30 protein-coding genes are annotated in these 26,920 nt (G+C 67.0%); 15 read left to right on the top strand and 15 right to left on the bottom strand.

Features of this window, described 5'->3' with window-relative positions; genetic code table 11:
• The first annotated feature begins 31 nt into the window (after positions 1-31).
• Genes fumC through BOO69_RS07575 form a run of 4 tightly spaced genes read left to right on the top strand, consistent with a single transcriptional unit; the run spans position 32 to position 2,068 of the window.
• Positions 32-1,423 carry a class II fumarate hydratase gene (fumC, locus tag BOO69_RS07590; RefSeq protein WP_071971626.1) on the top strand — a complete coding sequence of 464 codons (1,392 nt, stop codon included), beginning with the start codon at positions 32-34 and terminating at the stop codon, positions 1,421-1,423.
• Positions 1,420-1,599 (top strand): DUF4169 family protein, encoded by a 180-nt coding sequence (locus BOO69_RS07585; RefSeq protein ID WP_071971625.1) that lies wholly within the window; start codon positions 1,420-1,422, stop codon positions 1,597-1,599. Before fumC ends, BOO69_RS07585 begins: the two co-directional genes overlap by 4 nt.
• A complete protein-coding gene (locus BOO69_RS07580; RefSeq protein ID WP_071971624.1) occupies positions 1,596-1,820 on the top strand; it encodes a ribbon-helix-helix domain-containing protein in 225 nt (74 codons plus the stop codon). The genes BOO69_RS07585 and BOO69_RS07580 overlap by 4 nt, the downstream gene beginning before the upstream one ends.
• 17 nt (positions 1,821-1,837) lie before the next feature.
• Positions 1,838-2,068, top strand: a complete 231-nt coding sequence (locus tag BOO69_RS07575; RefSeq protein WP_071971623.1) for an N-(5'-phosphoribosyl)anthranilate isomerase — start codon at positions 1,838-1,840, stop codon at positions 2,066-2,068.
• Positions 2,069-2,195: 127 nt separating this feature from the next.
• Here BOO69_RS07575 and BOO69_RS07570 read toward each other — a convergent pair whose 3' ends face one another.
• The 4 genes from BOO69_RS07570 to BOO69_RS07555 all read right to left on the bottom strand — a co-directional run bounded on the left by BOO69_RS07570 (position 2,196) and on the right by BOO69_RS07555 (position 6,647).
• Entirely contained in the window at positions 2,196-3,089 is an 894-nt protein-coding gene (locus tag BOO69_RS07570) for a fructose bisphosphate aldolase (protein ID WP_071971622.1), read from the bottom strand.
• A gap of 99 nt (positions 3,090-3,188) precedes the next feature.
• The gene (locus BOO69_RS07565) at positions 3,189-4,541 is read right to left on the bottom strand and encodes a cytochrome P450 (RefSeq protein ID WP_071971621.1); all 1,353 of its coding nucleotides are present in this window, start codon (positions 4,539-4,541) and stop codon (positions 3,189-3,191) included.
• Positions 4,538-5,785, bottom strand: a complete 1,248-nt coding sequence (locus tag BOO69_RS07560) for a hypothetical protein (protein WP_071971620.1) — start codon at positions 5,783-5,785, stop codon at positions 4,538-4,540. The genes BOO69_RS07565 and BOO69_RS07560 overlap by 4 nt, the downstream gene beginning before the upstream one ends.
• Before the next feature lie 109 nt (positions 5,786-5,894).
• The gene (locus BOO69_RS07555; RefSeq protein ID WP_071973702.1) at positions 5,895-6,647 is read right to left on the bottom strand and encodes a cytochrome c biogenesis CcdA family protein; all 753 of its coding nucleotides are present in this window, start codon (positions 6,645-6,647) and stop codon (positions 5,895-5,897) included.
• Between the two features lie 92 nt (positions 6,648-6,739).
• On the opposite strand from BOO69_RS07555, the gene BOO69_RS07550 reads away from it, so the two are divergent.
• Positions 6,740-6,967, top strand: a complete 228-nt coding sequence (locus BOO69_RS07550) for a sulfurtransferase TusA family protein (protein ID WP_071973703.1) — start codon at positions 6,740-6,742, stop codon at positions 6,965-6,967.
• Between the two features lie 51 nt (positions 6,968-7,018).
• Here BOO69_RS07550 and BOO69_RS07545 read toward each other — a convergent pair whose 3' ends face one another.
• The gene (locus BOO69_RS07545; RefSeq protein ID WP_071971619.1) at positions 7,019-9,913 is read right to left on the bottom strand and encodes a ribonuclease E/G; all 2,895 of its coding nucleotides are present in this window, start codon (positions 9,911-9,913) and stop codon (positions 7,019-7,021) included.
• 556 nt (positions 9,914-10,469) lie between these two features.
• On the opposite strand from BOO69_RS07545, the gene BOO69_RS07540 reads away from it, so the two are divergent.
• The gene (locus BOO69_RS07540; protein WP_071971618.1) at positions 10,470-10,760 is read left to right on the top strand and encodes a hypothetical protein; all 291 of its coding nucleotides are present in this window, start codon (positions 10,470-10,472) and stop codon (positions 10,758-10,760) included.
• Between the two features lie 85 nt (positions 10,761-10,845).
• Here the strand turns inward: BOO69_RS07540 and BOO69_RS07535 are convergent, their stop codons facing one another.
• The 6 genes from BOO69_RS07535 to purC are packed head-to-tail and all read right to left on the bottom strand — an operon-like array spanning position 10,846 to position 16,747.
• Entirely contained in the window at positions 10,846-12,180 is a 1,335-nt protein-coding gene (locus BOO69_RS07535; protein ID WP_071971617.1) for a sigma-54-dependent transcriptional regulator, read from the bottom strand.
• Positions 12,181-12,186: 6 nt separating this feature from the next.
• Positions 12,187-13,944: a sensor histidine kinase gene (locus tag BOO69_RS07530; RefSeq protein WP_071971616.1), complete on the bottom strand. Its 1,758-nt coding sequence runs from the start codon at positions 13,942-13,944 to the stop codon at positions 12,187-12,189.
• Positions 13,945-13,980: 36 nt separating this feature from the next.
• Positions 13,981-14,649 carry a phosphoribosylformylglycinamidine synthase subunit PurQ gene (gene purQ / locus BOO69_RS07525; protein ID WP_071971615.1) on the bottom strand — a complete coding sequence of 223 codons (669 nt, stop codon included), beginning with the start codon at positions 14,647-14,649 and terminating at the stop codon, positions 13,981-13,983.
• A 10-nt stretch (positions 14,650-14,659) separates the two neighbouring features.
• A complete protein-coding gene (locus BOO69_RS07520; RefSeq protein WP_071971614.1) occupies positions 14,660-15,703 on the bottom strand; it encodes an alcohol dehydrogenase catalytic domain-containing protein in 1,044 nt (347 codons plus the stop codon).
• Positions 15,703-15,933, bottom strand: coding sequence for a phosphoribosylformylglycinamidine synthase subunit PurS (purS, locus tag BOO69_RS07515; RefSeq protein WP_071971613.1), 231 nt, complete (start codon positions 15,931-15,933; stop codon positions 15,703-15,705). The genes BOO69_RS07520 and purS overlap by 1 nt, the downstream gene beginning before the upstream one ends.
• Positions 15,934-15,985: 52 nt before the next feature.
• Complete coding sequence (gene purC, locus BOO69_RS07510) at positions 15,986-16,747, bottom strand: phosphoribosylaminoimidazolesuccinocarboxamide synthase (RefSeq protein ID WP_071971612.1); 762 nt, start codon at positions 16,745-16,747, stop codon at positions 15,986-15,988.
• 174 nt (positions 16,748-16,921) lie between these two features.
• Between purC and BOO69_RS07505 the strand changes: the two genes are divergently transcribed.
• The 3 genes from BOO69_RS07505 (at position 16,922) to bmt (ending at position 20,330) form a co-directional block, all read left to right on the top strand.
• A complete protein-coding gene (locus BOO69_RS07505) occupies positions 16,922-17,239 on the top strand; it encodes a DUF1476 domain-containing protein (protein WP_071971611.1) in 318 nt (105 codons plus the stop codon).
• 161 nt (positions 17,240-17,400) lie between these two features.
• Entirely contained in the window at positions 17,401-19,281 is a 1,881-nt protein-coding gene (locus BOO69_RS07500; protein ID WP_071971610.1) for a phosphatidylglycerol lysyltransferase domain-containing protein, read from the top strand.
• Positions 19,282-19,313: 32 nt separating this feature from the next.
• A complete protein-coding gene (gene bmt / locus BOO69_RS07495) occupies positions 19,314-20,330 on the top strand; it encodes a betaine--homocysteine S-methyltransferase (RefSeq protein ID WP_071971609.1) in 1,017 nt (338 codons plus the stop codon).
• A gap of 83 nt (positions 20,331-20,413) precedes the next feature.
• Here bmt and BOO69_RS07490 read toward each other — a convergent pair whose 3' ends face one another.
• Positions 20,414-21,490 (bottom strand): PA0069 family radical SAM protein, encoded by a 1,077-nt coding sequence (locus BOO69_RS07490; protein ID WP_071971608.1) that lies wholly within the window; start codon positions 21,488-21,490, stop codon positions 20,414-20,416.
• A gap of 215 nt (positions 21,491-21,705) precedes the next feature.
• On the opposite strand from BOO69_RS07490, the gene BOO69_RS07485 reads away from it, so the two are divergent.
• From BOO69_RS07485 to BOO69_RS07465, 5 genes are all read left to right on the top strand, one after another.
• Positions 21,706-22,407, top strand: coding sequence for a corrinoid protein (locus tag BOO69_RS07485; RefSeq protein ID WP_071971607.1), 702 nt, complete (start codon positions 21,706-21,708; stop codon positions 22,405-22,407).
• Positions 22,408-22,575: 168 nt separating this feature from the next.
• The gene (locus BOO69_RS07480; RefSeq protein ID WP_071971606.1) at positions 22,576-22,797 is read left to right on the top strand and encodes a hypothetical protein; all 222 of its coding nucleotides are present in this window, start codon (positions 22,576-22,578) and stop codon (positions 22,795-22,797) included.
• On the top strand, positions 22,778-23,113 hold the full coding sequence (locus BOO69_RS07475; protein WP_237267587.1) for a YbjQ family protein: 336 nt from the start codon (positions 22,778-22,780) through the stop codon (positions 23,111-23,113). The genes BOO69_RS07480 and BOO69_RS07475 overlap by 20 nt, the downstream gene beginning before the upstream one ends.
• Positions 23,110-23,745, top strand: a complete 636-nt coding sequence (locus BOO69_RS07470) for a DUF1638 domain-containing protein (RefSeq protein WP_071971604.1) — start codon at positions 23,110-23,112, stop codon at positions 23,743-23,745. The genes BOO69_RS07475 and BOO69_RS07470 overlap by 4 nt, the downstream gene beginning before the upstream one ends.
• Positions 23,746-23,776: 31 nt before the next feature.
• Complete coding sequence (locus BOO69_RS07465) at positions 23,777-24,244, top strand: YqaA family protein (protein ID WP_071971603.1); 468 nt, start codon at positions 23,777-23,779, stop codon at positions 24,242-24,244.
• On the opposite strand, the gene BOO69_RS07460 is transcribed toward BOO69_RS07465, so the two are convergent.
• Positions 24,216-24,626 carry a SufE family protein gene (locus BOO69_RS07460; protein ID WP_071971602.1) on the bottom strand — a complete coding sequence of 137 codons (411 nt, stop codon included), beginning with the start codon at positions 24,624-24,626 and terminating at the stop codon, positions 24,216-24,218. The genes BOO69_RS07465 and BOO69_RS07460 overlap by 29 nt on opposite strands.
• Positions 24,627-24,748: 122 nt before the next feature.
• Between BOO69_RS07460 and BOO69_RS07455 the strand changes: the two genes are divergently transcribed.
• Positions 24,749-25,270, top strand: coding sequence for a hypothetical protein (locus BOO69_RS07455; protein WP_071971601.1), 522 nt, complete (start codon positions 24,749-24,751; stop codon positions 25,268-25,270).
• A gap of 64 nt (positions 25,271-25,334) precedes the next feature.
• Here the strand turns inward: BOO69_RS07455 and BOO69_RS07450 are convergent, their stop codons facing one another.
• Entirely contained in the window at positions 25,335-25,682 is a 348-nt protein-coding gene (locus BOO69_RS07450; protein ID WP_071971600.1) for a RidA family protein, read from the bottom strand.
• A gap of 26 nt (positions 25,683-25,708) precedes the next feature.
• Positions 25,709-26,866, bottom strand: coding sequence for a ribonuclease D (rnd, locus tag BOO69_RS07445; protein ID WP_071971599.1), 1,158 nt, complete (start codon positions 26,864-26,866; stop codon positions 25,709-25,711).
• Positions 26,867-26,920 lie beyond the last annotated feature (54 nt).

Raw genomic sequence — 26,920 nt, 5'->3', positions numbered from 1 at the left:
ACCAACCGATCCAGGACACCAGGAGCCCCACATGGCCGACACCCGCACCGAAACCGACAGCTTCGGCCCCCTCGAAGTTCCCGCCGACAAGTACTGGGGCGCGCAGACCCAGCGGTCGATTATGAACTTCCCCATCGGCTGGGAACGTCAGCCGGTGGCGATCATCCGGGCTCTTGGCGTGATCAAGAAGGCGGCGGCAACGGTGAACGAAGGCTTCGGCGATCTGGATGGCGACATCGCGACGGCGATCAAGCAGGCCGCGCAAGAGGTGATCGACGGCAAGTTCGACGATAACTTTCCGCTCGTGGTCTGGCAGACCGGCTCCGGCACCCAGTCCAACATGAACGCCAACGAGGTGATCTCGAACCGCGCGATCGAGATCATGGGCGGGCAGATGGCCTCGAAAAGCCCGGTCCACCCCAACGACCATTGTAACATGGGCCAGTCGTCGAACGACACCTTCCCCACGGCCATGCACGTGGCCATCGGCATGGTCGCCCGCGATACGCTGCTGCCCGGCCTGCGCAAGCTGCACAAGGCGCTGGCGGCGAAGTCCGAGGAATTCAGGGACATCATCAAGATCGGCCGCACGCATACACAGGATGCCACGCCCCTGACGCTGGGCCAGGAATTCGGCGGCTACGCCCACCAGATGGCCAAGGGGATCGCGCGCATCGAAGCCTGCCTGCCGGACATCTACGAACTGGCGCAGGGCGGCACGGCGGTCGGTACGGGGCTGAACACCCGCAAGGGCTTTGCCGAAAAGGTCGCGGCGGAAATCGCCGGCATCACCGGCCTGCCCTTCGTCACCGCGCCCAACAAGTTCGAGGCGCTGGCGGCCCATGACGCGATGGTAATGTTCTCGGGCGCGCTCAAGACCGTGGCGGCGTCGATGTTCAAGATCGCCAACGACATGCGGCTTCTCGGCTCCGGCCCCCGCTCGGGCCTGGGCGAGCTGATCCTGCCGGAGAACGAGCCAGGATCGTCGATCATGCCGGGCAAGGTCAACCCGACGCAGGCCGAGGCGCTGACCATGGTCTGCGCCCACGTGATGGGCAACGACGCCGCCGTGGGCTTCGCTGGCTCTCAGGGTCACTTCGAGCTGAACGTCTACAACCCGATGATGAGCTACAACGTCATCCAGTCCATGCAGCTGCTGGGCGATGCCGCATCCAGCTTCACCGACAACATGGTCGCGGGCACCGAGGCCAACATCGAACGGATCGACAAGCTGATGAAGGAATCGCTGATGCTGGTCACCGCCCTCGCCCCCACCATCGGCTACGACAACGCCACCAAGGTCGCCAAGACCGCCCACAAGAACGGCACGACGCTCAAGGAAGAGGCCATCGCGCTGGGCTTCGTGGACGAAGAGACCTTCGATCGCGTGGTGCGGCCCGAGGACATGATCGGACCGAAGTGAGCGAGGGGCCGATAAACCTCAACAAGGCGCGCAAGGCGCGGGCCAAGGCCCTCAAGCGCAGGCAGGCGGACGAAAACGCCGTGGCCTTCGGGCGCCCGAAGGCCCAGAAGCGCAAGGAGCAGGCCGAGGCCGAGCGCGCGCGCCGCGACCTCGACGGCCACAAGCGCGAAACATGAGCGGGCGGCCGGTCAAGCATTCGGTCACGCTGAAAGGGCACCGGACCAGCGTGTCGCTTGAGGATGAATTCTGGGCCGAGCTGCGCGCGCTGGCGGCCGACCGCGACCTGCCGATCAACGCGCTCGTGGCCGAGATCGACGCGGCGCGCGGGATCGAGACGGGGCTGGCCTCGGCGATCCGGCTCTACGTGCTGCGCGCGTTAAAGGATCGTTTACCCTGATCCGGGAGGATCGGGGGATGCAGATGCTCTCAGGCCCCCTTTCCCCCGAAATCTGGCTGCGTGACGTGTTCAGTGCCAAGCAGGTGCTCACCGGCGGCATCATCCGGCGCAAGACGCGGGATATCGAACGCTACGTCGGGCGCGAGGCGTTCGAGAGCGAGGTGCGGCGCAGGGGATTCCAGGCGGTCGAGAACGCGGGCCACATCATCGTCTTTTGCAACCAGGAGCGCATCAGGTGCATCGTGTAACGTTTTCCACCGTGGAAAACGTTCTGGAATTCCGCGAGAATTCCAGATCAAAGGCGCCTTGGCTCACATCCCGGACCTGTTTTCCTCGCAGGAAAACAGGCAGGAATTCTCGGAGAATTCCGCCCCCTCAGTTCACCGACGCGCGGTAGATCTTGTCGATGTTCTCGCCCAGGGCCGCATTGAAATCGGCATCCGACATCTTCACGTTCAGACCCTCGGTCAGGGCCCGCGAGAAGCTGGCGATCATCTTGGGGTTGCGGCTGAGCCTGCGGCAGGCCTCGTCGGTGGAATAGCCGCCTGACAACGCGACGACGCGCAATACGTTGTCGTGTCCCGCCAGCGCGTCATAGATCCCGGCCTCTTCTGGGATGGTCAGCTTCAGCATCACCAGTTGATCGGCGTCCAGTTCGGAGACCTGCGCCATCAGCGCCCGCGCCAGCATCTCCTCCGCCATCGCCTTGGTCTCGGAGTTGATGTTCACCTCGGGTTCGATGATCGGCACCAGCCCGGCGGCGCAGACGGTTTTCGCCACCTCGAACTGCTGTGCCACCACGGCCTCGATCCCCGCCTCGTTGGCCTCGTGGATCACCGACCGCTCCTTGGTCCCGAAGATCCCCATGTCCTTTGCCCGGGCCAGCAGATCATCCAGCCCCGGCATCGGCTTCAGCAGCTGAACGTCCCTCTCGGTGTCCTCGAGCCCCTTGTCGATCTTCAGGAACGGCACCACCTTGCGGTCCTCCCACAGCAGCTGTGCCACCGGCTTGCCGTCGATCTGCGCATCCATGGTCCGCTCGAACAGGATCGCGCCGATCACCTTGTCGCTGGTAAAGTCATCCGCAAGGATGATGCGCGACCGCATGGCGTGCATCGCGGCGAACATTTCCTCTTCGCCGTTGTAGTCCTCAGGCTCGACGCCGTAGAGGCTCAGCGCCTTGGGGGTCGAGCCCCCCGATTGATCCAACGCGGCGATGAACCCCTTGCCGCTTTTCATCTGCATCTTCTGGGCCGAGTTGATCGCCATGGAGGGTCCTGCCTGTGCTTTGATTCCAATCCCCGACGTTCTTAGGACAAGACGCCCGCCGATGGTAGAGAGACCCGCGGATGATAGCGCAAACGGCGCTCAGCGGCGGGTCAGGCGCAGCCAGATTCCGCTTTCCGACCGGACCGTCAGGTGCGCGACAGGCACCGGCACCCGGCCCGGCACTGCCTCGACCCGATAATCGCGCAGCAGGCGCGACAGGATGAGCGGCCCCTCGATCATCGCGAAACCGGCGCCGGTGCAGACCCGCGCGCCGGCGGAAAACGGGATATAGGCGTCGCGCTGGCATTTCTGCCCGTTCTCGGTGGCCCAGCGGGCCGGATCGAACCCGTCGGGATCATCCCACAGCCGTTCGTGGCGGTGCAGGTGCCACGGACTGATCACCAGCTGCGCGCCCGGGGCGACGGCACGCTCCCGGAAATGTTCGGGACAGGTGCTCTCCCGCACCATCATGGGGACCGGCGGATAGAGCCGCAGCGCCTCGCGGAACACGTCGCGGCTCACGCGCAGCTTCGACATGACGGCGAAATCGCAGGCCTGCAGCACCTGTGCTTCCTCGGCCACCCGGTCCTGCCACTCGGGATGGGTCGCCATCAGGTACAGTGTCCACGCCAGGGCGGAGGCGCTGGTCTCGTGTCCGGCGAGGAAAAAGATCGCCACCTGGTCCACCATTTCGTCCGTGTCGAACCGCGCCCCGCTCACCGGGTCGACATTCGTCATGATCTTGGTGGCAAGGTCGTCCGGGGCGGTCCCGGCCTCGATCTCGGTCATCCTCTCGCGGGTGAGCGTGGCAATCAGCCGCCGGATCCGCGCGGCGCTGGCGCGGGTCCGCCGCCGGAAGAACCGCGGCATCCAGCGGGGCAGTGGCACGAATGCCGCGAGGTTCAGCAGGGGCTGGCTGCGCTGGTAGGCCCTGAACTCCTCGAAGACCTCGCGCGCGAGGTGGTGTTCGATCGGGATCGAGAACAGCGTGCGAAAGATCACGTCGGCGGCCGCGTGGCTGGTCTCGGCCTCGATCTCCACCACCCTGCCCGCCTGCGGCGCAAGCCGCATTGTCGCGGCCTCCGCCGCGTGCCACATCGCCGGAAAGGTCTCGCGCAGCCGGCCCCCTTCGAAGGCGGGGTCGATGATCCGCCGCTGCCGCTTCCATGTCTCGCCGTTGGTGAGGAACACCGAGTTGCCCAGCAGCGGGCGCAGCCCCTCGCCGATGCGGTCCGACTTGGGAAAATCGTCGGGCCGGTCCTTCAGCACCGTGCGCACCAGCTCGGGCTGGTTCATCAGGTAGCTGCGGAAAAAGGGCGTGCGGAACTCCGCCATCCAGGCGCGGTACAGCCGCGCGGGCTGGGCCGACAGGATGTCCGCCCGGAACAGCCGGGCATACCGCCAGAGCGAGACCCGGTCGGGTCGGCTTTCGGGCTTGGGCGGTCGGGTCATGCGGCCTGCGAGGTGTACTTGCTGACCGCGCGGTCGATGCGCGAGCGCGACGGCGGGCGGTCCGCATAGCGTGCGCCCAGCGTGCGCGGCCCCGCGGTGATCTGGAAATAGTCGTAGTCCTTGGGCCGGTCGAAGGCGCAGAGGTACTGGAAATGCAGCCGGAAGAACCGCCAGCGCAGCGCCTTCCACCGCGCGGGGCTGAGCGACTGCGTGAACGCCGCCGAGAAGACCAGCGGCCACTTGCGGCCGGGCGGCGCCACGCCCGACACCGCCACCGGATCGCACAGCGCAAAGGCACAGCCGTCGCCCGGCGCGGTCACGTCGACCCATGTGAGTTCGTCCCGCACCGACAGGAAGGCAAGATCCGCGCGCAAACGGTGCGCCTGCGGCAGGAAGGACACCATCGGCACCACCTGCCCGAGACTGAGAAAGGACAGCACCGGGCCGTCGCCGGGCACCCGACCCGCCCGGATCAGGTCGGCCAGGACCGACACGCCCAGATGCGCCCCCGAGGAATGGCCGACCACCAGCACCTCGTCCACATCTTCTTGCAGCGCGGCGGCGATGGCCGTGCCGAAGGCGGCCATCCGCATCTCCAGCGCGGGCGGATTGGCGCCCCGGGTCGCGGCGGAATAGGCATAGTCATGCATCAGGTAATAGGCAAAGAACTTGCCGTCCTTCCTGCGGAACCATCGCAGGACCGCGATCGCAACGGCCACACCGGCCAGCGCGGCCACGCCGCCGGCCAGCACCGGGGGGACCGCCGGCAGCAGCAGGGTGCAGAGCGCCCACAGCGACGCACCGACCGCCCAGCCCGCCAGCACCGCGAGGGCTAGCTGCACCAGCAACATGCCCACCGGGTAAAGCGCCGCGATCACCGGCCCCTTGCGCAGCCGCATGAGACGCCACAGTGCGCCGGACCCGATGTAGACCCAGGCGGTGCGCACCAGTTGCAGATAGGTGGCCGGGATCGAATTGCTCATGCTGTCGCGGACGATGTCGGACCAGACCAGCACCTCGACCTCGGTCGAAACGGCCGTCCCGTCGATCGTGGCCGCGACCTGCCAGCCATAGTTGGCGCCCCCCGCTTTCGGCGTCAGCCCAATCTCGTACCCCGAGATCCGGGCCTGCGCCGCGCCCTCCTTGCGGTAGAGCTCGCGGTAGCGGCGGGGGTGTATGGGATCGTAGCCGGGGATATAGAATACCCGGCGCCGCGCCACGCGATTGTCCGATGCTGCCGCCATGTCCTGCCGCTCGATGCCCGTCTGCCTGCCGAAAGCCTAGACAGAAATCCGGGCGAGAGTAAGGCGCATTCGCGTAACCGCCATGGCCCCCGCGCGGCGACCCGGCAGGCTATCCCAGTTCGCCGAGCGCGGGAAAGGTCTCCAGCAGCCAGAAGGCAAAGCTCGAGAACGCGCCGGTCACCATGGCGAGCCCGACCAGTATCAGCAACAGGCCCATGACCCGCTCGATCAGCGCCATATGCCGCTTGATCCGGTTCATCAGGCCCATGGCGCGGGTGATGAACATCGCCGCCAGCAGGAACGGTATCCCCAGCCCCGCCGCGTAGATCCCCAGCAGAAGCGTCCCGCGCGAGACCGAGGCCTCTGAGGCCGCCAGCGACAGGATCGCGCCCAGCTGCGGCCCGATGCAGGGTGTCCAGCCAAAGGCAAAGGCAAGCCCCAGCACATAGGCACCAAAGCTCGAACCGCCCTTGTCCCCCGCCTCGATCCGCGCCTCGCGGTCGAGGAAGGGAATGCGGAACAGCCCGAGAAAGTGCAGACCGAAAACGATGATGACGACACCGGAAATGCGCGCGAAGATCACCTGGTTCTGCAGAAAGAACGCACCGAAGGCCGAGGCGGTGAAGCCGAGGATCAGGAACACCGTGCTCAGCCCGAGCACAAAGAACAGGGCCGCCACCACGGCGCGCCGCCGCGCCGTCCCCACGCTCGACATGTCGCCAAGGCTCACACCGCTCATGTACGCGAGGTAGGGCGGCACGATGGGCAGGACGCAGGGGCTGAGAAAGCTGATGACGCCGGCCAGCAGCGCCACGAGCATCGCGGGCAGCAGCCCCGCGTCGATGAGTTCGATACCAAACATGCCCAACCCATAGACCCGTTGCGGGGCCGCGTCACGCCCCCAGGGGTCACAAGCCTGTGGACGGGCTGAAATATCTGTCCTATCCCGACGCCATGACCACGCATGACCTCGACGCCCTCGGGCTGCTCTGCCCCCTGCCCGTTCTCAAGCTGCGCAAGCGGCTGGGGGCGCTGGCGCCGGGCGACTGCATTTCGATGCGTGCCGATGATCCCGCCGCCATCGTGGACGTCCCGCACTTCTGCGCCCAGGCCGGTCACACCCTGCTCGAAACCCGCGACGAAGGGCCTTCGCAGGTCTACCTCGTGCGCAAGGGCGGATAGCAAAAGGCGGGCCCAAGGCCCGCCTTTCACGCATCTGCGACCGTGCGGCGATCAGCCGCCCAGCGACCACCAGCCCCGTTTCTTGGGCTTTTTCTCGGCGGTCTCGTCTTCCTTGGCTTTCTCGGCCTCGGCCTTGGCGGCCTGCGCTTCGGGGTCGACCGGCACGCCGGGCAGCGGAGTCTCCGGCGCGCCGGTGCCCGCGTCTGCCGGTTTTTCCGCCTTGTCGTCGACGGCCGGTTCCGGTGTCTGCGGCGCGGTGTCGGCAGGCGGCGCGGGCTGCTCGGGCGCGATATCCACGGCGGGCGCCTCGGCCTCGGTGGTCGGGGGCGCCGCCTTCGGCTTGGCACTGCTGCGCGACGACTTCGGCTTGGCCGCCGTCGTCTTGGCCGGTGCGTCCCCGGTTGCCGCGTCGTCCGCCTTGGCCGCGTCGTCCTTCTTGGCGGTCGATTTCGACTTGGAAGAACTGCTGCGCGAGCGCGTGGACTTCGGCTTGGGCTTGTCTTCCTCCGCCGATCCGGCGCTCTCCGCCGGGGCGGATGCCTTGGCATCGGTATCGGCGGCGGCTTCGGCCTCGGCCTTTGCCTTGGACGACGAACTGCGCGAACGGCTGCGGCTGGTCGGCTTCTTCTTGGTCTCGGCAGGCTCGGCCGCCGCGTCCTGCGACGGCACGGCGTCGGCCGGCGTATCACCTTGGGCGGCCTCGGGCGACTGGCTCACCTTGTCCGCCGAATCGCCGGACTCACGCGCATCGTCGCCGGACGCATCGTCATCGGAGGACTGGTCGCCGTTCTGCTGATCCCCGTTCTGGTGATCCCCGTTCGACTTGCTCTTGGACCGGCTGCGGCGGCGGCGGCGGCGGCGCTTGGGCTTGCCTTCCCCGTCGGAGGACGAGGAGGAGGAAGACGAAGACCCGCCGTTCCCGTGCTCGCCCTTGGAACTGCCGGTATCGCCGCTGTCCGCCTCGTCCTCGGCCTCGTCGGCGGCGGCGTCATCCTCGTCGATCTGGTCCATCAGCGACGTGTCCACCGAAACCACGTGGTTCGACGGCGGCACGACGCGGGTCGCGGTCTTGAATTTCTCCATGCTGAAGTCGGGGCTGACCAGATGCGGGTCGCCCTCGATCCGCACGGACATGCCATAGCGTGCCTCGCACTGCGCCACGTGTTCGCGTTTCTGGTTCATCAGGAAGTTGGCGATGCCGACCGGCGCCTTGATCAGCACCTCGCGCGACCGCTTGCGGGTGCCTTCCTCCTCGATCTGGCGGATGATCGACAGGGCGAGGTTGTCGTCGGACCGGATCAGCCCGGTGCCATGGCAGGCCTGACAGGGCTGGGTCGTCGCCTCGATCATGCCGGGACGCAGGCGCTGGCGCGACATCTCCATGAGGCCGAACCCCGAGATGCGGCCGACCTGGATGCGGGCGCGGTCGGTCTTGAGCTTGTCCTTCATCCGCTTCTCGACGGCGGCGTTGTTCTTGCGCTCGTCCATGTCGATGAAGTCGATGACGATCAGACCGGCAAGGTCGCGCAGGCGCAACTGGCGCGCGACCTCGTCGGCCGCCTCGAGGTTGGTCTTGAGCGCCGTCTGCTCGATCGAGCCTTCCTTGGTGGCCCGGCCCGAGTTCACGTCGATCGCCACCAGCGCCTCGGTCACGCCGATCACGATGTAACCGCCGGAGGGCAGTTGCACGGTCGGATTGAACATGCCGCTCAGGTAGGATTCCACCTGGTAGCGCGCGAACAGGGGCAGCCGCTCCTCGTAGCGTTTCACGTTCTTGGCGTGGGACGGCATGATCATCTTCATGAAGTCCTTGGCGATGCGGTAGCCGCGTTCGCCCTCCACGTGGATCTCGTCGATGTCACGGTTGTAGAGATCGCGGATCGACCGCTTGATAAGGTCGCCTTCCTCGTAGATCTTGGCGGGCGCCATGCTCTTGAGGGTCAGCTCGCGGATCTGCTCCCACAGGCGCTGCAGGTATTCGTAGTCGCGCTTGATCTCGGCCTTGGTGCGCTTCGCGCCGGCCGTGCGCACGATCAGGCCAGCCCCGGTGGGCACCTTGATCTCGTTCGCGATCTCCTTGAGCTTCTTGCGGTCGGCGGCGTTGGTGATCTTGCGCGAAATGCCGCCACCGCGGGCGGTATTCGGCATCAGCACGCAGTAGCGGCCCGCCAGCGACAGATAGGTGGTCAGCGCCGCGCCCTTGTTGCCGCGCTCTTCCTTGACAACCTGCACCAGCAGGATCTGGCGCACCTTGATGACTTCCTGGATCTTGTAGCGCTTGGGCCGCGGCTTGCGCGGCATGCGGATTTCCTCGCTGTCGTCCTCGTCGGCGACGGATTCGATGCTGTCGTCGCGATCCGCGGCGCTGTCGCCCTCGCCGTCGTGGTCATCGTCGTCGTGATCGTCATCGTCCACCGCCGGTGTCTCGACCGGGGTTTCGCCCACCCGTTCCATCGGCGAAGACGCTTCATCCTCGGCGACCTCGACCTCGTCGTCGTCCGACAGGTCGACGGTCTCCATCCCGCTGATATCGCTGGATGTCGTCGCGTCCTCCGACGTGACATCCTCCGCCTTCGACTTGGACCGGCTGCGCGACCGCGACCGGGAAGACCGCTTGGGCTTGTCCTCCTCCTCTTCGCGGGCCGCCTGCGCCTCTGCATAGGCGCGCTCCTCTTCCAGCAGCGCCTGACGGTCGGCCACGGGAATCTGGTAGTAGTCGGGGTGAATCTCCGAAAAGGCGAGGAAGCCGTGCCGGTTGCCGCCGTAGTCGATGAAGGCCGCCTGCAGCGACGGCTCTACACGTGTTACCTTGGCGAGGTAGATGTTGCCAGCAAGCTGGCGCTTGTTCTCGGATTCGAAATCGAATTCCTCGACCTTGTTTCCGTCCACGACCACGACACGCGTTTCCTCCGCGTGGGTGGCATCGATAAGCATTTTCTTAGGCATAAATCCACTTTGCACGACACGCGGGCCGCGTCCCTCCCAGGGGGAGCGAGCGGCTGCGGGACGTGACTTGTCAGGGCGATGGGGGACGCGGCAAAGACGGGGCCGAAACCGGCCGCTGATCGTCTGCTCTTGGCTCTCGCGCGCGTCATCGCGGTTCTTCTCCGATATGTGCCGCCCCTTGGGGTGGACATACCCATTATTTACTGCGGTTTTTCATGGGGCATTGCCCGGACCGTCAGCGGTTCTTTGGCCGTTTCCGGCCCGATCGGTCTGTTCAGCGGTTCTGTGGGAACGCGCTAGAACAGCGAAACTGTGTGCGGGAGGCCAGATTGGCGCAGGATCGCGTCAATCCTCCCTCCCCACAGTTAAGTGGTTTGGGGGGCAAATGACAATGGGCAATCGTGACGGAGTGTCTCGAATGCCGGCCAATCGGGCACCCTGCTTGACAACAAGCCACCGCTTGGGAACAGTCGCCCCGCGCGGACCCGCTGCCCGGTGCCCGCGCCAATCCACATTACGCGGCCTCACCTGGCCATCAGACATCAAAGGATCCGCCATGCCCCCTCTTCTGCGCCCCGCCCTTCTGATCGCCCTGCTCGGCGTTGCCGCCTGCGATGAAGTTGCCGTGGCGAACGATCCGGTCGCGCGGGCGGAACTGCGGGCGACGAAAAGCTGCATCGCCGCCGTCGAGAACGAAACCGGCGTCAGCGGCGCCTCGATCAACACCACGATCCCGATCATCGAGGTCAACCAGTACATCGTGAACGTGCCCAATGCGCCCTACTGGACCTGCATCACCAACGACGAGGGCCAGGCGCAGACCATCACCCAGAATCAGCGGGGCTGACCGAAGACGCCTCGGGGCAAATCCCCGACGCGTACACCGCAGATCGCTTGGCAGGCCGTCCCACCGGGGCGGCCTGTGCGTTTTCCTACAGGTAGTCCGACCGCTGCAGGCCGTACTTGGCCATCTTCTCGTTCAGCGTCCGGCGCGGCAGGCACAGCTCGTCCATCACGCTGGCGATGGACCCCTTGTGCCGGCGCATGGTGTTGTCGATCAGCATCCGCTCGAAGGCTTCGACATATTCTTTCAGCGGCTTGCCCTCGGTCGTCATCACCGGCTGCATCTCGTCGTGGTCGCTCATCAGAAGCGAGGCGATGGTGCCCGATCCGCGCCGCGATTGCAGCACCGCGCGTTCCGCCACGTTGATCAGCTGGCGCACGTTGCCCGGCCACGGGGCCTGCAGCAGTTGCGCGGCCTCCTGTGCGCTCACCTGCGGCGCCTCGCAGCCGTACTCGTCCGCGAACTGGTCCGACAGCCGTGTGAACAGGGTCAGGATATCCTCTCCGCGCTGGCGCAGCGGCGGCACCGTGATCCGCAGGGCCGCCAGCCGGTAGAAAAGGTCCGACCGCAGCGCGTCCTCCGACGTCCGCCCGGCTTCCTGCAGGTTCGAGATCGCGACGATGCGGGTCTCGGCCGGTGTGCCCTGCTCGTTGATCACGCTCAGAAGCCGCGCCTGAAGGGTTTCCGACAGCGCCTCGATATCCTCGAGCACCAAGGTGCCGCCACGGGCTTCCTCGACCGCGGGAAGCTGGGTGTCCTCCGGCAGCATCGGGCCGAAAAGCCGCTTGCTCAGCGCGTCCTCTTCCAGCGCACCGCAGCTCACCAACACGAACTTCTTGCCGGCGCGGCTGCCGACCGCGTGCAGCGCGTGCGCCACCAGCGTCTTGCCGGTCCCGGTCTCGCCGTCGATCAGCACGTGACCGTCGGCCTGCCCAAGGTCAAGGATGTCCTCGCGCAAGCGCTCCATCACCGGGCTCTGGCCGATCAGCTTCTTCATCAGCTGACCGCCGTCCGACAATTCGCGCCGCAGGGCGCGGTTGTCCATGGTCAGCCGCCGCGCCAGCGTCGCCTTCTTGGCCAGCTCGTTCATCCGGTCGGGGTTGAAGGGTTTCTCCAGAAAGTCGAACGCGCCCACGCGCATCGCCTCGACCGCCATCGGCACATCGCCGTGGCCCGTGATCATGATGACCGGCAGCGCGCTGTCGTTGCCCATCAGCTTCTTGAGAAACTGCATCCCGTCCATGCCCGGCATCTTGATATCCGAGATGACGATGCCGGGATAATCCGGCCCCAGCTTCTTCAGGGCGTCCTCGGCCGATCCGAAGGTTTCCGTGTCGTACCCCGACAACGCCAGCCACTGGCTGATGGACTGCCGCATGTCCTGTTCGTCGTCGACAATCGCGATCTTCATTGCCTGTGCCATAGCCGTCTACTCCGCCGCTTCCACATTTGTCGTATCGCCCAGAATGGGCAGTTGCATTTCAAAAACCGCGCCACCGCCCTGTCCGTTCCGAGCCGTCAGCCGTCCGCCCAGGTCGCTGACGATCCCGCTGGAGATCGCAAGCCCCAGTCCGACGCCGTCGCCGGGCTGCTTGGTCGTGTAGAACGGTTCGAACAGCGCGTCGAGATCCTCGATCCCCGGCCCGTTGTCGCGCACCGTCAGTGTCGCCGTCTCTCCCGCGCTCAGCATGATCTCCACCTGCGGGTTGCGCTCCGACTTGGTGGCGTCGAGGGCATTGCGCAAGAGATTGACCATCACCTGCTCGATCCGCATCCGGTCTCCCATGACCATGACCGGCGCATCCGGCAGGATCCGGCTGATCTGCACCTGCCGCTGGCGCAGCTGCGGCTCCATCATCGACAGCGAGGACGCCAGCGCCGCCCCCATGTCCACGGGCGAAAACGCCTCCTGCCCCTTGCGCGCATAGGATTTCAGCTGCCGCGTGATCGCGCCCATCCGCTCGATCAGGTCGTCGATCCGGCCAAAGGACGACAGCGCCTCTTCGGGCCGGTTGCGCCGCAACAGCAGGCGCGCGCCCGCCAGGTAGGTCTTCATCGCCGCCAGCGGCTGGTTCAGCTCGTGGCTGACCGCCGCCGACATCTCGCCCAGGGCGGCCAGCTTGCTGGATTGCTCCAGCGTCTGCTCCGCCACCGCGAGGGTCTCCTGCACGCGCTTGCGCTCGGCGATTTCCCGCTGAAGCGCCGCGTTCAGCGCCCGCAGCTTCGCGGATTCGCGCTGGAAGATCGCCAGACGCCCCGCCGTGCGGCGGCTGAGGAAATAGAACGTCAGCGCCAGCAGGATGGCGAACCCCATCACCTCGAGCGCCAGCACGCCGTTCACCTTCTCGCGGACCGACGCGTAGGTCGTGTAGCTGGTCATGCGCCAGCCGCGGAAGGGGATCTTGTTCTCCAGCCGCATCACGGCCTCGCCCTGCAGGTAGGCGTCGGGCGGCAGCGCGGTCCAGTCCGCGGTGACCTTGATCGCGCGTTCGATGGCCGTCCGCGCCGGCTGGGTCGACAGCGCCTCGGGTTCCGTCAGGCCGCGCCAGCGCGGCTCCGTCGCGAGAATGATCTCGCCGCTGCTGTCCATCACGATGACCGCATCCGAGATCCCCGCCCACGCGCGTTCGAACTTCTGCAGGTCCACCTCGACCGCGATCACGCCCAGCGTCGCCCCGCCATCCTGAATCCGGCGGGAATACATGAACTTGTAGCCGCCCCCCTCCATCTTGATGGTGCTGAAGATCGTGGCGTTCGACCGGATCGCATCGACAAAGTAGGCATCCGAACGGTGGTTCGCGCCCAGCCTGTTGCGGTCGGTCGCGGCCACGGTGCGCCCGTCCACGTCGTACAGCATAAGAGAGGCCGCGCCGATTTCCTCGACGAACGAGATCAGCCGCTGGGTGGAGAGCGAATAATCCGCCGTCTGCAAGGCGGTGATGAGGGTCGGGTCGCGGGCCAGAAGCTGCGGCACGATGGCGTTTTGACGCAACTCCGCCAGCAGGTTGCCCGAATACAGCGCGATCCGCAGCTCGGCCCGGCTGCGGGTGCTTTCGGTGAAACGGTCCGTCAGCAGGCTGTTGGTGACCGATATCGTGACGATCGCCAGCAGCATCAGCGCACCGGTGGCCAGCCGGACCCGCCAGGAGACCGTCAGAGTACGCCGCTTGTCACTTGGTTCCACCATCCGCGCAATCTACGCCCTGGGGGCCGCGCACTCAAGTCACGCCTCTGCCAGCGCCCCCGCCAATGCGCGGAAGAGCGCCGCCCCGTCCGTGCCGCCATGGCCCGCGTCCGCCGCCCGTTCCGGGTGCGGCATCATCCCCAGCACCCGCCGGTTGGCCGACAGGATGCCCGCGATGTCCGCCTGCGCGCCGTTGGGATTGTCGGTATAGGTAAAGGCCACGCGGTCCTCGTCCTGCAACCGCCGGATCGTGTCGGCATCGGCAAAGTAGTTGCCGTCGTGATGCGCGATCGGGATGTCGATCACGTCCCCCGCGGCGTAGCCGGCGGTGAAATCGCTGGCCGCGGTCTCGACCTTCAGCCCGACGGTGCGGCAGATGTACTTCAGCCCCGCGTTGCGCAGCAGCGCGCCCGGCAGCAGGCCCGTTTCGGTCAGCACCTGGAACCCGTTGCAGACCCCGAGGACGTAGCCGCCCCGTTCCGCGTGCTCCCTGACCGCGCCGCAGATCGCGGACTGCGCCGCAATCGCCCCGCAGCGCAGGTAGTCACCGTAGGAGAACCCACCGGGAATCCCAACGATATCAATGCCCTGCGGGAGGGAGCTATCCTTGTGCCAGACCATCTCCACCTCGGCGCCGGCAGCGCGAAAGGCCACGGCGAGGTCGCGGTCGCAGTTGGATCCGGGAAACACGATGACGGCTGCACGCATGGAAGATCTCCTAGGATTGAAAGTCGGTGATGACGGCCACGCCGGGAGGTGCGGGCCCGTCGAAAACGGCCAGTTCCGCGGTCGCGTCCGACAGGGCGACGCGCCGGGTGACCAGCGGGGACAGGTCGAGATCGGTCGCCGCGATCAGCGACAGCAGCGAGGGGTACCGCCATGCGGGCATGCCCCGGGTGCCGAACAGGGCAAGCTGCCCGCCATAGACCGCGTCCATCGGGACCGGCATGGTGAAATGCGCGCCCGCCGGCATGCCGACCTGCACCATCCGCCCCAGCTTGCGCAGGCACCGCAGGGCATTGGCGGTGGTCTCCGGTAGCCCCAGCGCCTCGATCGCCACGTCTGCGCCGCCCCCCGTCAGGTCGCGGATCGCCGCCACGGGATCGGCCTCGGCCGCGTTCACGACGCCGCTGGCGCCCAGATCGCGCGCGGTGGCGAGCTTTTCGGGCACGACGTCCACCATGACGACCCGCGCGCCGAGGGCCCGCGCAAGCAGCAGGGCCGACAGCCCCACGCCGCCCGCGCCGAAGACGGCGACCCATTCGCCCGCCCGCACCGCGGCGCGGCCGGTCAGCGCATGGTAGGCGGTGGTCACCCGGCAGCCCATCGCGGCGGCGATCGCCGGGTCCAGCCCCTCGGGCAAGGGCGTCAGGTTGGTGTCGGCGAAGGGCACGGCGACCATCTCGGCAAAGGATCCGGCCTGGGTGAACCCCGGCAGCACCTGCCGCGCGCAGACGGTCTGATGTCCCGCCGCGCAGTCGGGGCAGCGGCCGCAGGCGAGGATGAACGGCGCGATCACCCGGTCGCCGGGGCGCCAGCGCGTCACGCCGTCACCGACGGCGACCACTTCGCCGCAATACTCGTGTCCGGGGATATGGGGCAGGACCACGTCGGGGTCCGCCCCGGTCCAGACGTGCCAATCGGACCGGCAGATGCCGCAGGCGAGCACCCGCAGCAGAACGCCGCCCTCCGGTACGTCGGGCGTCTCCACCTCGACCAGTTCGAGCGGCGCGCGCCATTGCGTCAGCCGCGCGGCCCGCATCAGGCCATCTCCACCGTGTAGGATTCGATGACCGTGTTGGCCAGCAGCTTCTCGCACATGGCGGTCACGTCCGCCTCCGTGGTGCCCTCCGCGAGGTCGAGCTCGATCACCTTGCCCTGCCGCACGCCGTTCACGCCGTCGAACCCGAGCGCGCCGAGCGCATGGCGCACCGCTTCGCCCTGGGGGTCGAGCACCCCGTTCTTCAACATCACATGCACCCGTGCCTTCATGGCGCGTCCCCTCGCTTCTTTATGCCAAAAATACTCCGGCGCGCGGCCGGTCTCAGTTGATGAGGGTCGGCTTGGAAATCGGCGTCGACGATTTCGGCATCACCCCCAGCCGACGCGCGACTTCGGTATAGGCGTCGGTGAGCGACCCCAGGTCGCGGCGGAACACGTCCTTGTCCAGCTTCTGCCCGGTCTCGATGTCCCACAGGCGGCAGCTGTCGGGGCTGATCTCGTCCGCGACGATCAGGCGCTGGAAGTCGCCATCGTAGACGCGGCCGATCTCGATCTTGAAGTCCACCAGCTTGATGCCCACGGCCATCATCACGCCCGAGAGGAAATCGTTCACCCGCAGCGCAAGGCTCAGGATGTCGTCCATGTCCTGCTGGCTGGCCCAGCCGAAGGCGGCGATGTGTTCCTCGGTGACCAGCGGGTCGCCCAGCTTGTCGTCCTTGTAGCAGTATTCGACGATCGGGCGTGGCAGCTGCATCCCTTCCTCGATCCCCAGCCGCTTGGCCATGGACCCGGCGGCAAAGTTGCGCACGATGACCTCGAGCGGGATGATCTCGCACTGGCGCACCAGCTGCTCGCGCATGTTCAGCCGCTTGATGAAATGCGTGGGCACCCCGATCTGGTTCAGCCCGGTCATGAAGAATTCGCTCAGGCGGTTGTTCAGCACGCCCTTGCCTTCGATCACGTCCTTCTTCTGCGCGTTGAAGGCGGTGGCGTCGTCCTTGAAGTACTGTACGATGGTGCCGGGTTCGGGACCTTCGTAGAGAATCTTGGCTTTGCCTTCGTAGATCTTGTTGCGCCGGGCCATGGGCGTCCTTTCCGCAAAGGGGGCCCGCCGGGAGGAGAGATGCGTGGCCCGTTCGCGCTCCTCTTAGTCTATGGGTGCGCTTACCGCAAGCACGCCTTGGGGCGCTTTTCCCTTGCGCCGCGCAGCGGCCGCACCCACATCTAGGCGCAGACAATCTTTGCCAGGGAGACCCAGATGTCCACGATGAAAGACCGCGAGAACGCCTTCGAGAACAAGTACGCCCACGACGCCGAAATGCAGTTCAAGGCCGAGGCGCGGCGCAACAAGCTGCTGGGCCTCTGGGCCGCGGACCTGCTGGGCAAGACGGGCGACGACGCCGCGGCCTACGCGCGCGAGGTCATCAAGTCCGACTTCGAGGAAGCGGGCGACGAGGACGTGTTCCGCAAGGTGTCGGGCGATCTCGGCCACCGCGCGGACGAGGCGACCATCCGCGCCAAGATGGCTTCGCTGATGACCGAGGCCAAGGCCCAGATCGTCAGCGAGACCGACTGACCCCCGGCCCGCCCGCGATCCCACGCGGGCATTGACGCGCATTCGACGCGCCTTTCAGTCAAATGAAGGGCGCGTTTTTGCGTTGCCTGCCCGGTCTTAACAGTTTGGAGGGCCGCCACCGCCTATACGACCCCGGTCGAGAAAGAGCGGGGGTCGGGACCATGGCAAGGCGGATCTGGACAGGACGGCAGGTCGCGCGCACGGCGCGGCTGGCCGTGCCGCCGGGCATCACGCTCGGCAGCCTCTGGCTGGTTGGCCTGCAGCTTGGGGACACGCCCTGGCGCGCCCTGCCCGCGGGCCTGCGCAACGTCGGCGCGCCCGCCCTTGCGCTGGCACTGGCCTGCGTCGCGGTCAGCTTTGCCGCCCTGGGCCGGTACGACGCCCTGTTCCACCGGCATCTGGACACCGGGCTGTCGCCCCGCCACGCCCGCTTCAGCGGGACCGTGGCCATCGCCCTGTCCCAGACCCTCGGCTTCGGCGTGCTGACGGGTGCCCTCGTCCGCCAGCGGCTGCTGCCGCAACTCGGGGTCGCGACGGCGCTGCGGCTCTCGGCGTGCGTGGCAGCCAGCTTCCTGCTGGCATGGGGGTGGATCACCGCGCTGGCCTGCCTGCTGCTGCCCGCGCCGGCGTGGACCCTGCCGCCCGCGCTGGCCGCAGTGACGGCGCTTCCGCTGTGCGCGACGCTCGCGGCCTTCGGGCCGCCCCCGCCCCTGCCGCGGGTCGCGCGCTGGCTGCGGGCCGTGCCGAGCCTGCCGGCCATGGGATCGATCCTGTTCTGGGCGCTGGTGGACCTGCTGGCCGCGGCGCTGGTGCTCTACTTGCTGCTGCCGCAGGGCACGGTCACGCTGCCCGGCTTCGTGCCGGTCTTCCTGCTCGCCTTCGGCGCCGGGCTGCTGTCGGGGGCGCCGGGGGGCGCCGGGCCGTTCGAACTGACCTTGCTGGCCCTGCTGCCCGACGTGCCGAAAGCCGATCTGCTGGCGGCTGTGATGGGCTACCGTGCGCTCTATTACGCCCTGCCCGCCCTTCTGGGGGCCGTGGCGCTGGTGCGGCCCCTGCCGCGCGGCACGTCCCGCCGGACCGGGGCGGTGCCCTGCGGCGATACCGGCGCGGAGCTGGGCTTGCTGCGCCAGAACGGGGGTCATCTGGCGATGCTTGGCGGCCGCCCCGCCGCCCTGTGGCCGACTCCGCAGGCGCTGGTGGTGCTGCCGGGCGGCGCGGCCATTCTTCACCGGAAAGCCCTCATGGCCCTGCACCGCGAGGCGCGCGCCCGGAACAGGGTGCCGGTGCTTTACAAGTGCAGCGCGCGGGAAGCGGCCCGCGTCCGGGCGGCGGGCTGGCACGTGACGCGCATCGCGCGCGAGGCGCTGCTGGATCCGCAGCGCTTCGATCTCGACCGACCGGGCTGCCGGAGCCTCCGGCGAAAGCTGCGCCAGGCGGCGAAGGCGGGCGTCGAGGTTCGGCCGGCGGCGCGGCTGCCGCTTGCCCGGATGGCCGCGCTCGATGCGGAGTGGCAGCATCGCAACGGCGGCGCCCGAGGTGGCACCATGGGGCGGTTCTGTCCCGACTACGTGGCGGGGCAGCGGGTTTTCCTTGCCCTGCAGGGCGCGGAACTGGTCGGTTTCGCGACCTTTCACGCGGGGCCCCGCGACATGGCACTGGACCTGATGCGGCTGGCGGCGCGGGCCCCCGATGGCACGATGCAGGCGCTGGTGACGGCGGCCGTTACGGAGGCGCGAGCGCGCGGGCTGACCCGCCTGAGCCTTGCCGCCGTGCCCGATATCGCGGCGCTGAAGCGCCCCTTGCCGGCATGGCTTTGCCGGGCGGTGCTTGACCGGGCCGGGGCCGACGGGCTGACACGGTTCAAGTCCGCTTTCGCGCCGCGCTGGTCGCCGCGCTATGCCGCCGCTCCCGGCGGTGGGGTACTGCTGCTGGCGCTGGCGGACATCGCCCGCGAGGTGCACCATCCGCCGCCGCTGATCCACGGAACCGCGCTTCATGAACAAGATGAGGAATATGAACTTGCGACAGCGCGGACCGCGTGAAATAGGCAGGGAAACACGCGCGGAGTAAAATCATGTCCAATGCACTGACCGATCTTCTGGCCGAAAAGGGCTATCTGCTGGCCGACGGGGCCACCGGCACCAACCTGTTCAACATGGGGCTGATGTCCGGCGACGCGCCCGAGATGTGGAACGTGGAAGAGCCCGAGAAGATCATCAAGCTTTACCGCGGTGCGGTGGACAGCGGCAGCGACCTGTTCCTGACCAACAGTTTCGGCGCCAACGCATCGCGGCTCAAGCTGCACGGAGCGCAGGACCGGGTGCATGAACTGGCGCGGGTGTCCGCCGAACTGGCGCGCGAGGTGGCCGATACGGCAGGGCGCAAGGTGATCGTCGCGGGATCGGTCGGCCCGACCGGGGACATCATGGAACCCGTCGGCACGCTGAGCCATGCCGCCGCTGTGGAGATGTTCCACGAGGCCGCGGACGGGCTCAAGACCGGCGGCGTCGACATCGGCTGGCTGGAGACGATCAGCGCGCCCGAGGAATACAAGGCCGCCGCCGAGGGCTTTGCCCGCGCGGGCCTGCCGTGGTGCGGCACCATGAGCTTCGACACGGCGGGACGCACCATGATGGGCGTGACCTCGGAAGGGATGGTGGACATGGTCGAGGGGCTGGACGACGGGCCGCTCGCCTTTGGCGCGAACTGCGGCACCGGGGCCTCCGACCTGTTGCGCACGGTGCTGGGTTTCGCCTCGAAGAATCCCGCGCTTCCGATCATTTCCAAGGGCAACGCGGGGATCCCGAAGTACAAGGACGGCCATATCCACTATGACGGCACGCCGGAGTTGATGGGCAAATACGCGGTGATGGCACGCGACTGCGGCGCGACGATCATCGGCGGCTGCTGCGGGACCATGCCGGAGCATCTGGTGGCGATGCGGGCGGCGCTGGACAGCCAGCCCAAGGGGCCCGCGCCGACGCTGGAGGAGATCGTATCGGTTCTCGGGCCGTTCTCTTCGGACAGTGACGGCACCGGTGACGGCGGTGCGCCCAAGCGCGAGCGGCGCGGTGGCCGCCGCCGCGGCTGACACCCCGGCAGCACGTTACCCATGGGTAACTTAACGCACTGTTAATATTGGATAAAAATGCGTTAACCCGTCGCCCGCCGCAGTCAGAACAGGGAGAGCTGGGCCGTGTCCCTGGACGGCGGGCGAAACAGGTCGCAGCGCATCGGACCAGAGCGCAGGTCGAGCCCCAGCCGCCTGATCGCCACGTCGAATCGCCGCGCGATGATCTCGGCGTAGGGCCCCTCCCCCCGCATGCGGCGATGCCACGTGGCGTCGTATTCCTTGCCGCCGTGCATCTCGCGCAGGCGGGCCATGATCCGGTCCGCCCGGTCGGGATAATGGGTGGCAAGCCAGTCCTGCACCAGCGGCGACACCTCGCGCGGGAGGCGCAGCATGATCCAGCTGGCATGGCGTGCGCCCGCATCGCGGCCCGCGGCGAGGATCGCCTCGAGCTCGGGGTCCGTCAGCGCGGGGATCAGCGGCGAGGCCATGATGCGCACCGGCACGCCCGCGTCCGACAAGGCCCGGATCACCCGCAAGCGTCGTTGCGGCGCGGGGGCGCGGGGTTCCATCAACCTGCTCAACCGTGCATCCAGCGTGGTGACCGATATGCCGACACGCACCAGCTCGCGCGCGGCCATGTCCGACAGGATGTCGAGGTCGCGTTCGATCAGCGCGCCCTTGGTCACGATGGCGACGGGATGGCCCGCGTCCGACAACACCTCGAGGCAGGCGCGCATGATCCCGTGCTCCCGCTCGATCGGTTGATAGGGATCGGTGTTGGTGCCGATGGCGATGGGCGCGACGCGGTAGGATTTCGCCGCCAGTTCGCGTTTCAGGACCGACGGCGCCTCGGGCCGCGCCACCAGCCGTGTCTCGAAATCCAGGCCCGGCGAGAGACCGAGATAGGCGTGGCTGGGCCGCGCGAAACAGTAGACGCAGCCGTGTTCGCAGCCCCGGTAAGGGTTGATCGAGCGGTCGAAGGGCAGATCGGGCGAGGTGTTGTAGGTGATGACCTTGCGCGGCACCTCGATCGCGGTATGGGTGCGCAGCACCGGCAGATCGTCCTCCGGCGTCCAGCCATCGTCCACCTGCACCCGCGCGTGCCGTTCGAACCGGCCGGCATGGTTGCTGCCCGCCGCGCGTCCGACCACCCTGAATCGCCGATCTTCCCTATCCATGCCGAACGTTAGAACAAAATGGGAACATGGGCAATCCGGTTAGATGGCATTCGAGGCGTCAACGCCTTGTCTCCCCGGGCATAAAAAGCGTAGTCTTGGGCCGATGGCGTCGCGCTTTACGCGGCCCATGTCGCAATTCGCTCTTCCGATGGCGGGAATTCGTGACATGTAGGCGAAAGCGCACCGCACCTGCAAAGACGGCAGAAGGGACCACCATGTCTGACGATGAAGAAATCATCCTCTCCGAGCTCGATGACGAAGAGCTTGTCCAACAGATGTTCGACGACCTCTACGACGGTCTCAAGGAAGAGATCGAAGAGGCCGTGCAAATCCTGCTGGACCGGGGCTGGGAACCCTACGACATCCTGACGAAGGCCCTCGTGGGCGGCATGACCATCGTCGGCGCCGACTTCCGCGACGGGATCCTTTTCGTGCCCGAGGTGCTGCTGGCGGCCAACGCGATGAAGGGCGGCATGGCCATCCTCAAGCCGCTGCTGGCCGAAACCGGTGCGCCGACCATCGGCAAGATGGTGATCGGCACGGTAAAAGGCGACATTCACGACATCGGCAAGAACCTTGTCGGCATGATGATGGAAGGCGCCGGTTTCGAGATCGTCGACCTGGGCATCAACAACCCCGTGGAAAACTATCTCGAGGCGATCGAGAAGGAAAAGGCCGACATTCTTGGCATGTCCGCCCTGCTGACCACGACGATGCCCTACATGAAGGTCGTGATCGACACGATGGTCGAACAGGGCATCCGCGACGATTACATCATCCTCGTGGGCGGTGCGCCGCTGAACGAGGAATTCGGCAAGGCCATCGGCGCGGACGCCTATTGCCGCGATGCCGCCGTGGCGGTGGAAACCGCCAAGGAATGGATGCACCGCAAGCACAACAGCGCCAAGAGCGCCTGAGCAGGTCGATAGACCGCGAGATCCTGACAGGCCCCCGGTGCGTTCCGGGGGCCTTTTTGCTGCCGCCGGGGTCGGAGACCCGCCCTGCCCTGCGGAGCCTTGCGGCGCACGGCAGGCTCTTTTCATTGCGGCGCGGAAGCACCATGTTGACGGGAAAGGAGCCTCAATATGCCATTGGAACGCCTTGTCCTCATCCTGATCGCGGTGATCGCCGCCGCCGGTGCCACGCTGTGGCTGGGCTGGCTGCTGCTGGTGGCCGTCGGCGTATCGCCCTGGGCGGGGATGACCCTTGCCGTGCCGACCGCGCTGGTGGCCTACATCGTCGCCCGCGTGATCGGCGAGCGGCTGTCGAACAGGGAGGACGATCACTATGATCGCATCGAGAAGTGACATGCTGATCGCCACGACCGAAGGGATCGCGGGCCGCGAGGTGGTCGAGACGCTGGGCCTCGTGCGCGGGGCGACGGTACGGGCCAAGCACATCGGCACGGACGTGCTGGCGAGCCTGCGCAACCTCGTTGGCGGCGAGATGAAGGGCTATTCCTCGATGCTGGCGGGCGCGCGGGAACAGGCGCTGGACCGGATGGCCGCCGCCGCGCGTGACCTTGGCGCGGATGCCGTTGTCGGGTGCCGGATGGAGACATCGTCGATCATGAACGGCGCTTCCGAGATCGTCGCCTACGGCACCGCCGTGCGCCTGCGATGATCCCGTCGGACGATACCCTGACCGAAACCGGTCTGGAACTGGAACGGCCGCGGGGGCGGATCCTGCTGATCGCCTGCGGGGCGCTGGCGCGCGAGATCCTCGACCTGAAAGCCGTCAACGGCTGGACGCACCTGGACCTGACCTGTCTTCCCGCGAAGTATCACCTGTTTCCCGACCGGATCACCGCCGCGGTGCGCGAGGCCGTCGCCAAACACCGGGCCGATTACGACGACATCTTCGTGGTCTACGCCGATTGCGGCACCGGCGGGCAGCTTCAGGCGGCCTGTGCCGAGCTGGGGGTGGAAATGGTGGCGGGGCCGCATTGCTACAGCTTCTTCGAGGGCAACGATGCCTTTGCGGCAAAGGCCGAAGAGGAATTCACCGCCTTTTACCTGACCGATTTCCTCGTCCGGCAGTTCGATGCCTTCATCATGAAGCCGATGGGGCTCGACCGGCATCCCGAACTGCGGGACATGTATTTCGGCAACTACGAAAAGCTGGTGTACCAGGCCCAGACCGACGACCCCGCGCTGACGGAGAAGGCCCGCGCCTGCGCCGAGACGCTGGGGCTGGCGTTCGAGCGGCGCTATACCGGGTATGGTGACCTGAAAACGGCGCTGGCCCGGCTGTGACCACGGCGGACCCGGTGGGGTATCGCGGAGGGTGATCGGATATCTTGCCCTGTTCCTTGCGGCGCTGGTGGCGGCGACGCTCCTGCCGATGCAATCCGAGGCGGTGCTGGTCGGCCTGATGGTGGCCGGGACGCACCCGGTGGTGCTGCTGGTGCTGGTGGCGACGGCGGGCAACGTGCTGGGGTCCGTGCTCAACTGGGTGCTGGGCCGGTACCTGCTGCACTTTCGCGACCGGCGCTGGTTTCCCGTGTCGCCGCGCCAGCTTGCGCGCGCGCAGGGCTGGTACGCGCGCTATGGGCGATGGTCCCTGCTGGGCAGCTGGCTGCCGCTGGTGGGCGATCCCCTGACGGTGGTGGCGGGAGTGATGCGCATGCCGATCGGCCCCTTCGTGCTGCTGGTGACGCTGGCCAAGGGGGGCCGGTATATCGTGCTTGCCGCGGTGACGCTGGCGTGGATGCCGGACCTCGCGCTCAGGCCGCCTGCGCCGCCAGTTCCCTGATCCGTTCGATCATCGCGCGCAGACCGTTCGACCGCTGTGCCGACAGGTGATCGTTCAGCCCGAGGCGGCCCATTTCCGCGCGGGCATCGACCGCGACGACCTCGTCCGGGCTCAGCCCGTTGTAGAGCACCCGCAGCACCGCGATCAGGCCCGACACGATCATCGCGTCGCTCGCCCCGTCGAAATGCAGCGTGCCGTCGTCGAACTGCGCGTGAAGCCAGACCTGGCTGGCGCAACCGTCCACCTTGGTCGCGGGCACGCGCAGCGCCTCGTCGAGCGGGTCCATCGCCTTGCCCAGATCGATGACGTGGCGATAGCGGTCTTCCCAGTCGTCCAGAAATTCGAAATCCTCGACAAGCTCTTCGAAAGCGGCGTTGGCCATGGACGGTTCCCCTGAATTGCACCTGGGCCAGAGGTAAGCAGCGCCCCGGCAAAGGTCCACCCCCTTCCCAAGGACTGTCGAATAGGCTAGTCAAAGATCAAGAAAACACCCGAGGCGGCACAATGCGCAAGACCCTGACCCTTTTCGCGGCTCTGAGCCTGACCCTGTCGGCCTGCGGGGCCATCCGCGACAGCCGGGTCAACCCGTTCAACTGGTTCGGACAGTCCCGTTCGGTCGCCACGACCGCACCGGAATCGACCAACCCGCTGATACCGCGCAGCAACGGTTTCTTTTCGCGCGGTCGTGCGAACGAGGAGATCTACCTTGGCCGCCCGTTCGAGCAGGTCACCGACCTGACGGTGGAACGGGTGCCCGGCGGCGCGATCATCCGCGCGACCGGCCTTGCCGCGCGGCAGGGCATCTACGCGGTGCAGCTGACCCCCGCGAACGAGGACGAAGAACCCGTGAACGGCGTGCTGACCTACCGGCTGGAAGGGGTTCGCCCCAAGGCGAACACGCCCGTCGGGACCGTGCCGACGCGCGAAGTGACGGCGGGCCGCAAACTGACCGACCAGCAACTGCGCAATGTCGACGTGATCCGCGTGGAGGGCGCGCTGAACGCCCAGGAAACGCGCCGCCGCTGACACGAGATCAGCGAAGGCTGCATTTTCAATAACTTACGGGAAATTCTTGATCCCGCGACCGGGCTCAGGCGGCGGCGGTCACGATGATTTCCACCGTGAAGTCGGCGCGTGCGAGCTTGGCCTCGCCACAGGCGCGGGCGGGCGCCTGACCTTCGGGAACCCAGGCATCCCAGACGCCGTTCATCTCTTCGAAATCGGACATGTCGGCCAGCCAGATCACGGCTTGCAGGATGCGGGACTTGTCCGACCCCGCCTCTGCCAGCAGCTTGTCGATGCTGTCGAGACAATCCTGGGTCTGCTGCGCGACGCTGGCGCCCGGCGTACCGACCTGGCCCGCGAGGTAGACGGTGCCGTTGTGCGTGACGATCTGGCTCATCCGGGTATTGGTATGTTTGCGGGTGATTTCAGACATTGTGTTCTCCTTAAATGGTTTGGGTGTCAAAGTTCAACCACCCTGACATCGTTGCCGCGGGCCGTGAGGGCGATTTCCCCGTCGCACAGGCGCAAGGCGTCGTTGCCGAAGACTTCGCGCCGCCAGCCGCTGAGGGCGGGCACGTCACGCAGTCCTGCCGCGATGCCGTCGAGATCGGACGCCGGGGCGATGAGCTTGGCGGCGACGCCGGCCTGCTCCGTCTTGGCCTTGAGCAGCACACGCAGCAGATCGGCGAGGGCCGGGTTCACCTGAAGCTTGTCGCGGCTCCGGTCCGGTTGGGGCATGTCCGCGGGCTTGCAGGCGACACCTGCCTTCACCGCCGCAAGGATGCCGTCCGCGATGTCGCCGCGCCGCGCTTCGCGCAGGAGCAGCCGAGCGCGGCCCAGTTCCTCGGGGGTGGACGGTTTGAGACTGGCAAGTTCGACCAGTGCATCGTCCTTGAACACCCGGTTGCGGGGCACGTTGCGGTTCTGGGCATAGTCCTCGCGGAAGGCCGCCAGTTCGCGGACGATGGCGAGGAACTTGGGCGAGGACGTCCGTGTCTTGACCCGCTTCCACGCCTCGCGCGGCTGGGTCACGTAGGTGTCGGGGCTGGTCAGCGTTTCCAGTTCCTCGCTGACCCAGCGGGCGCGGCCGCTTTCCTCCAGCTTGTCACGCAGGAATTCGTAGATCTGGCGCAGGTGGGTCACGTCGGCCAGGGCGTATTTCTTCTGATCTTCGGTCAGCGGACGGCGGGACCAGTCGGTGAAGCGCGAGGTCTTGTCCACGCCGGTGTGGCAGATCTTGCGCACCAGCGTCTCGTAGCCCACCTGTTCGCCGAATCCGCAGACCATGGCCGCGACCTGCGTGTCGAACAGCGGCTCGGGAAAGACCTGCGCATCGACGTAGAAGATTTCGAGATCCTGCCGGGCGGCGTGGAACACCTTGACCACCGACGTGTCGCGGAACAGCTCGTAGAGCGGATCGAGCGAGATGCCTTCGGCCAGCGGATCGACCAGCACGGCGTTGCTGTCGTCCTTGCCGGGCATGGCCAGCTGCACGAGGCACAGCTTGGAATAATAGGTGCGTTCGCGCAGGAACTCCGTGTCGACGGTAACGTAGTCGTGGTCGGCGGCCTCCTTGCAGAAGGCGGCCAGGTCGGCGGTACTGGTGATCGTTTTCATGGAGTCACTTCTGAACTGCTGGTCCGGACACAGCTACAGCATGTCCGCGGCCTT

Origin of the sequence: Sulfitobacter alexandrii, assembly GCF_001886735.1 — a bacterium.
Lineage (GTDB): Bacteria > Pseudomonadota > Alphaproteobacteria > Rhodobacterales > Rhodobacteraceae > Sulfitobacter > Sulfitobacter alexandrii.
This window is presented reverse-complemented; position numbering and strand designations above follow the sequence as displayed.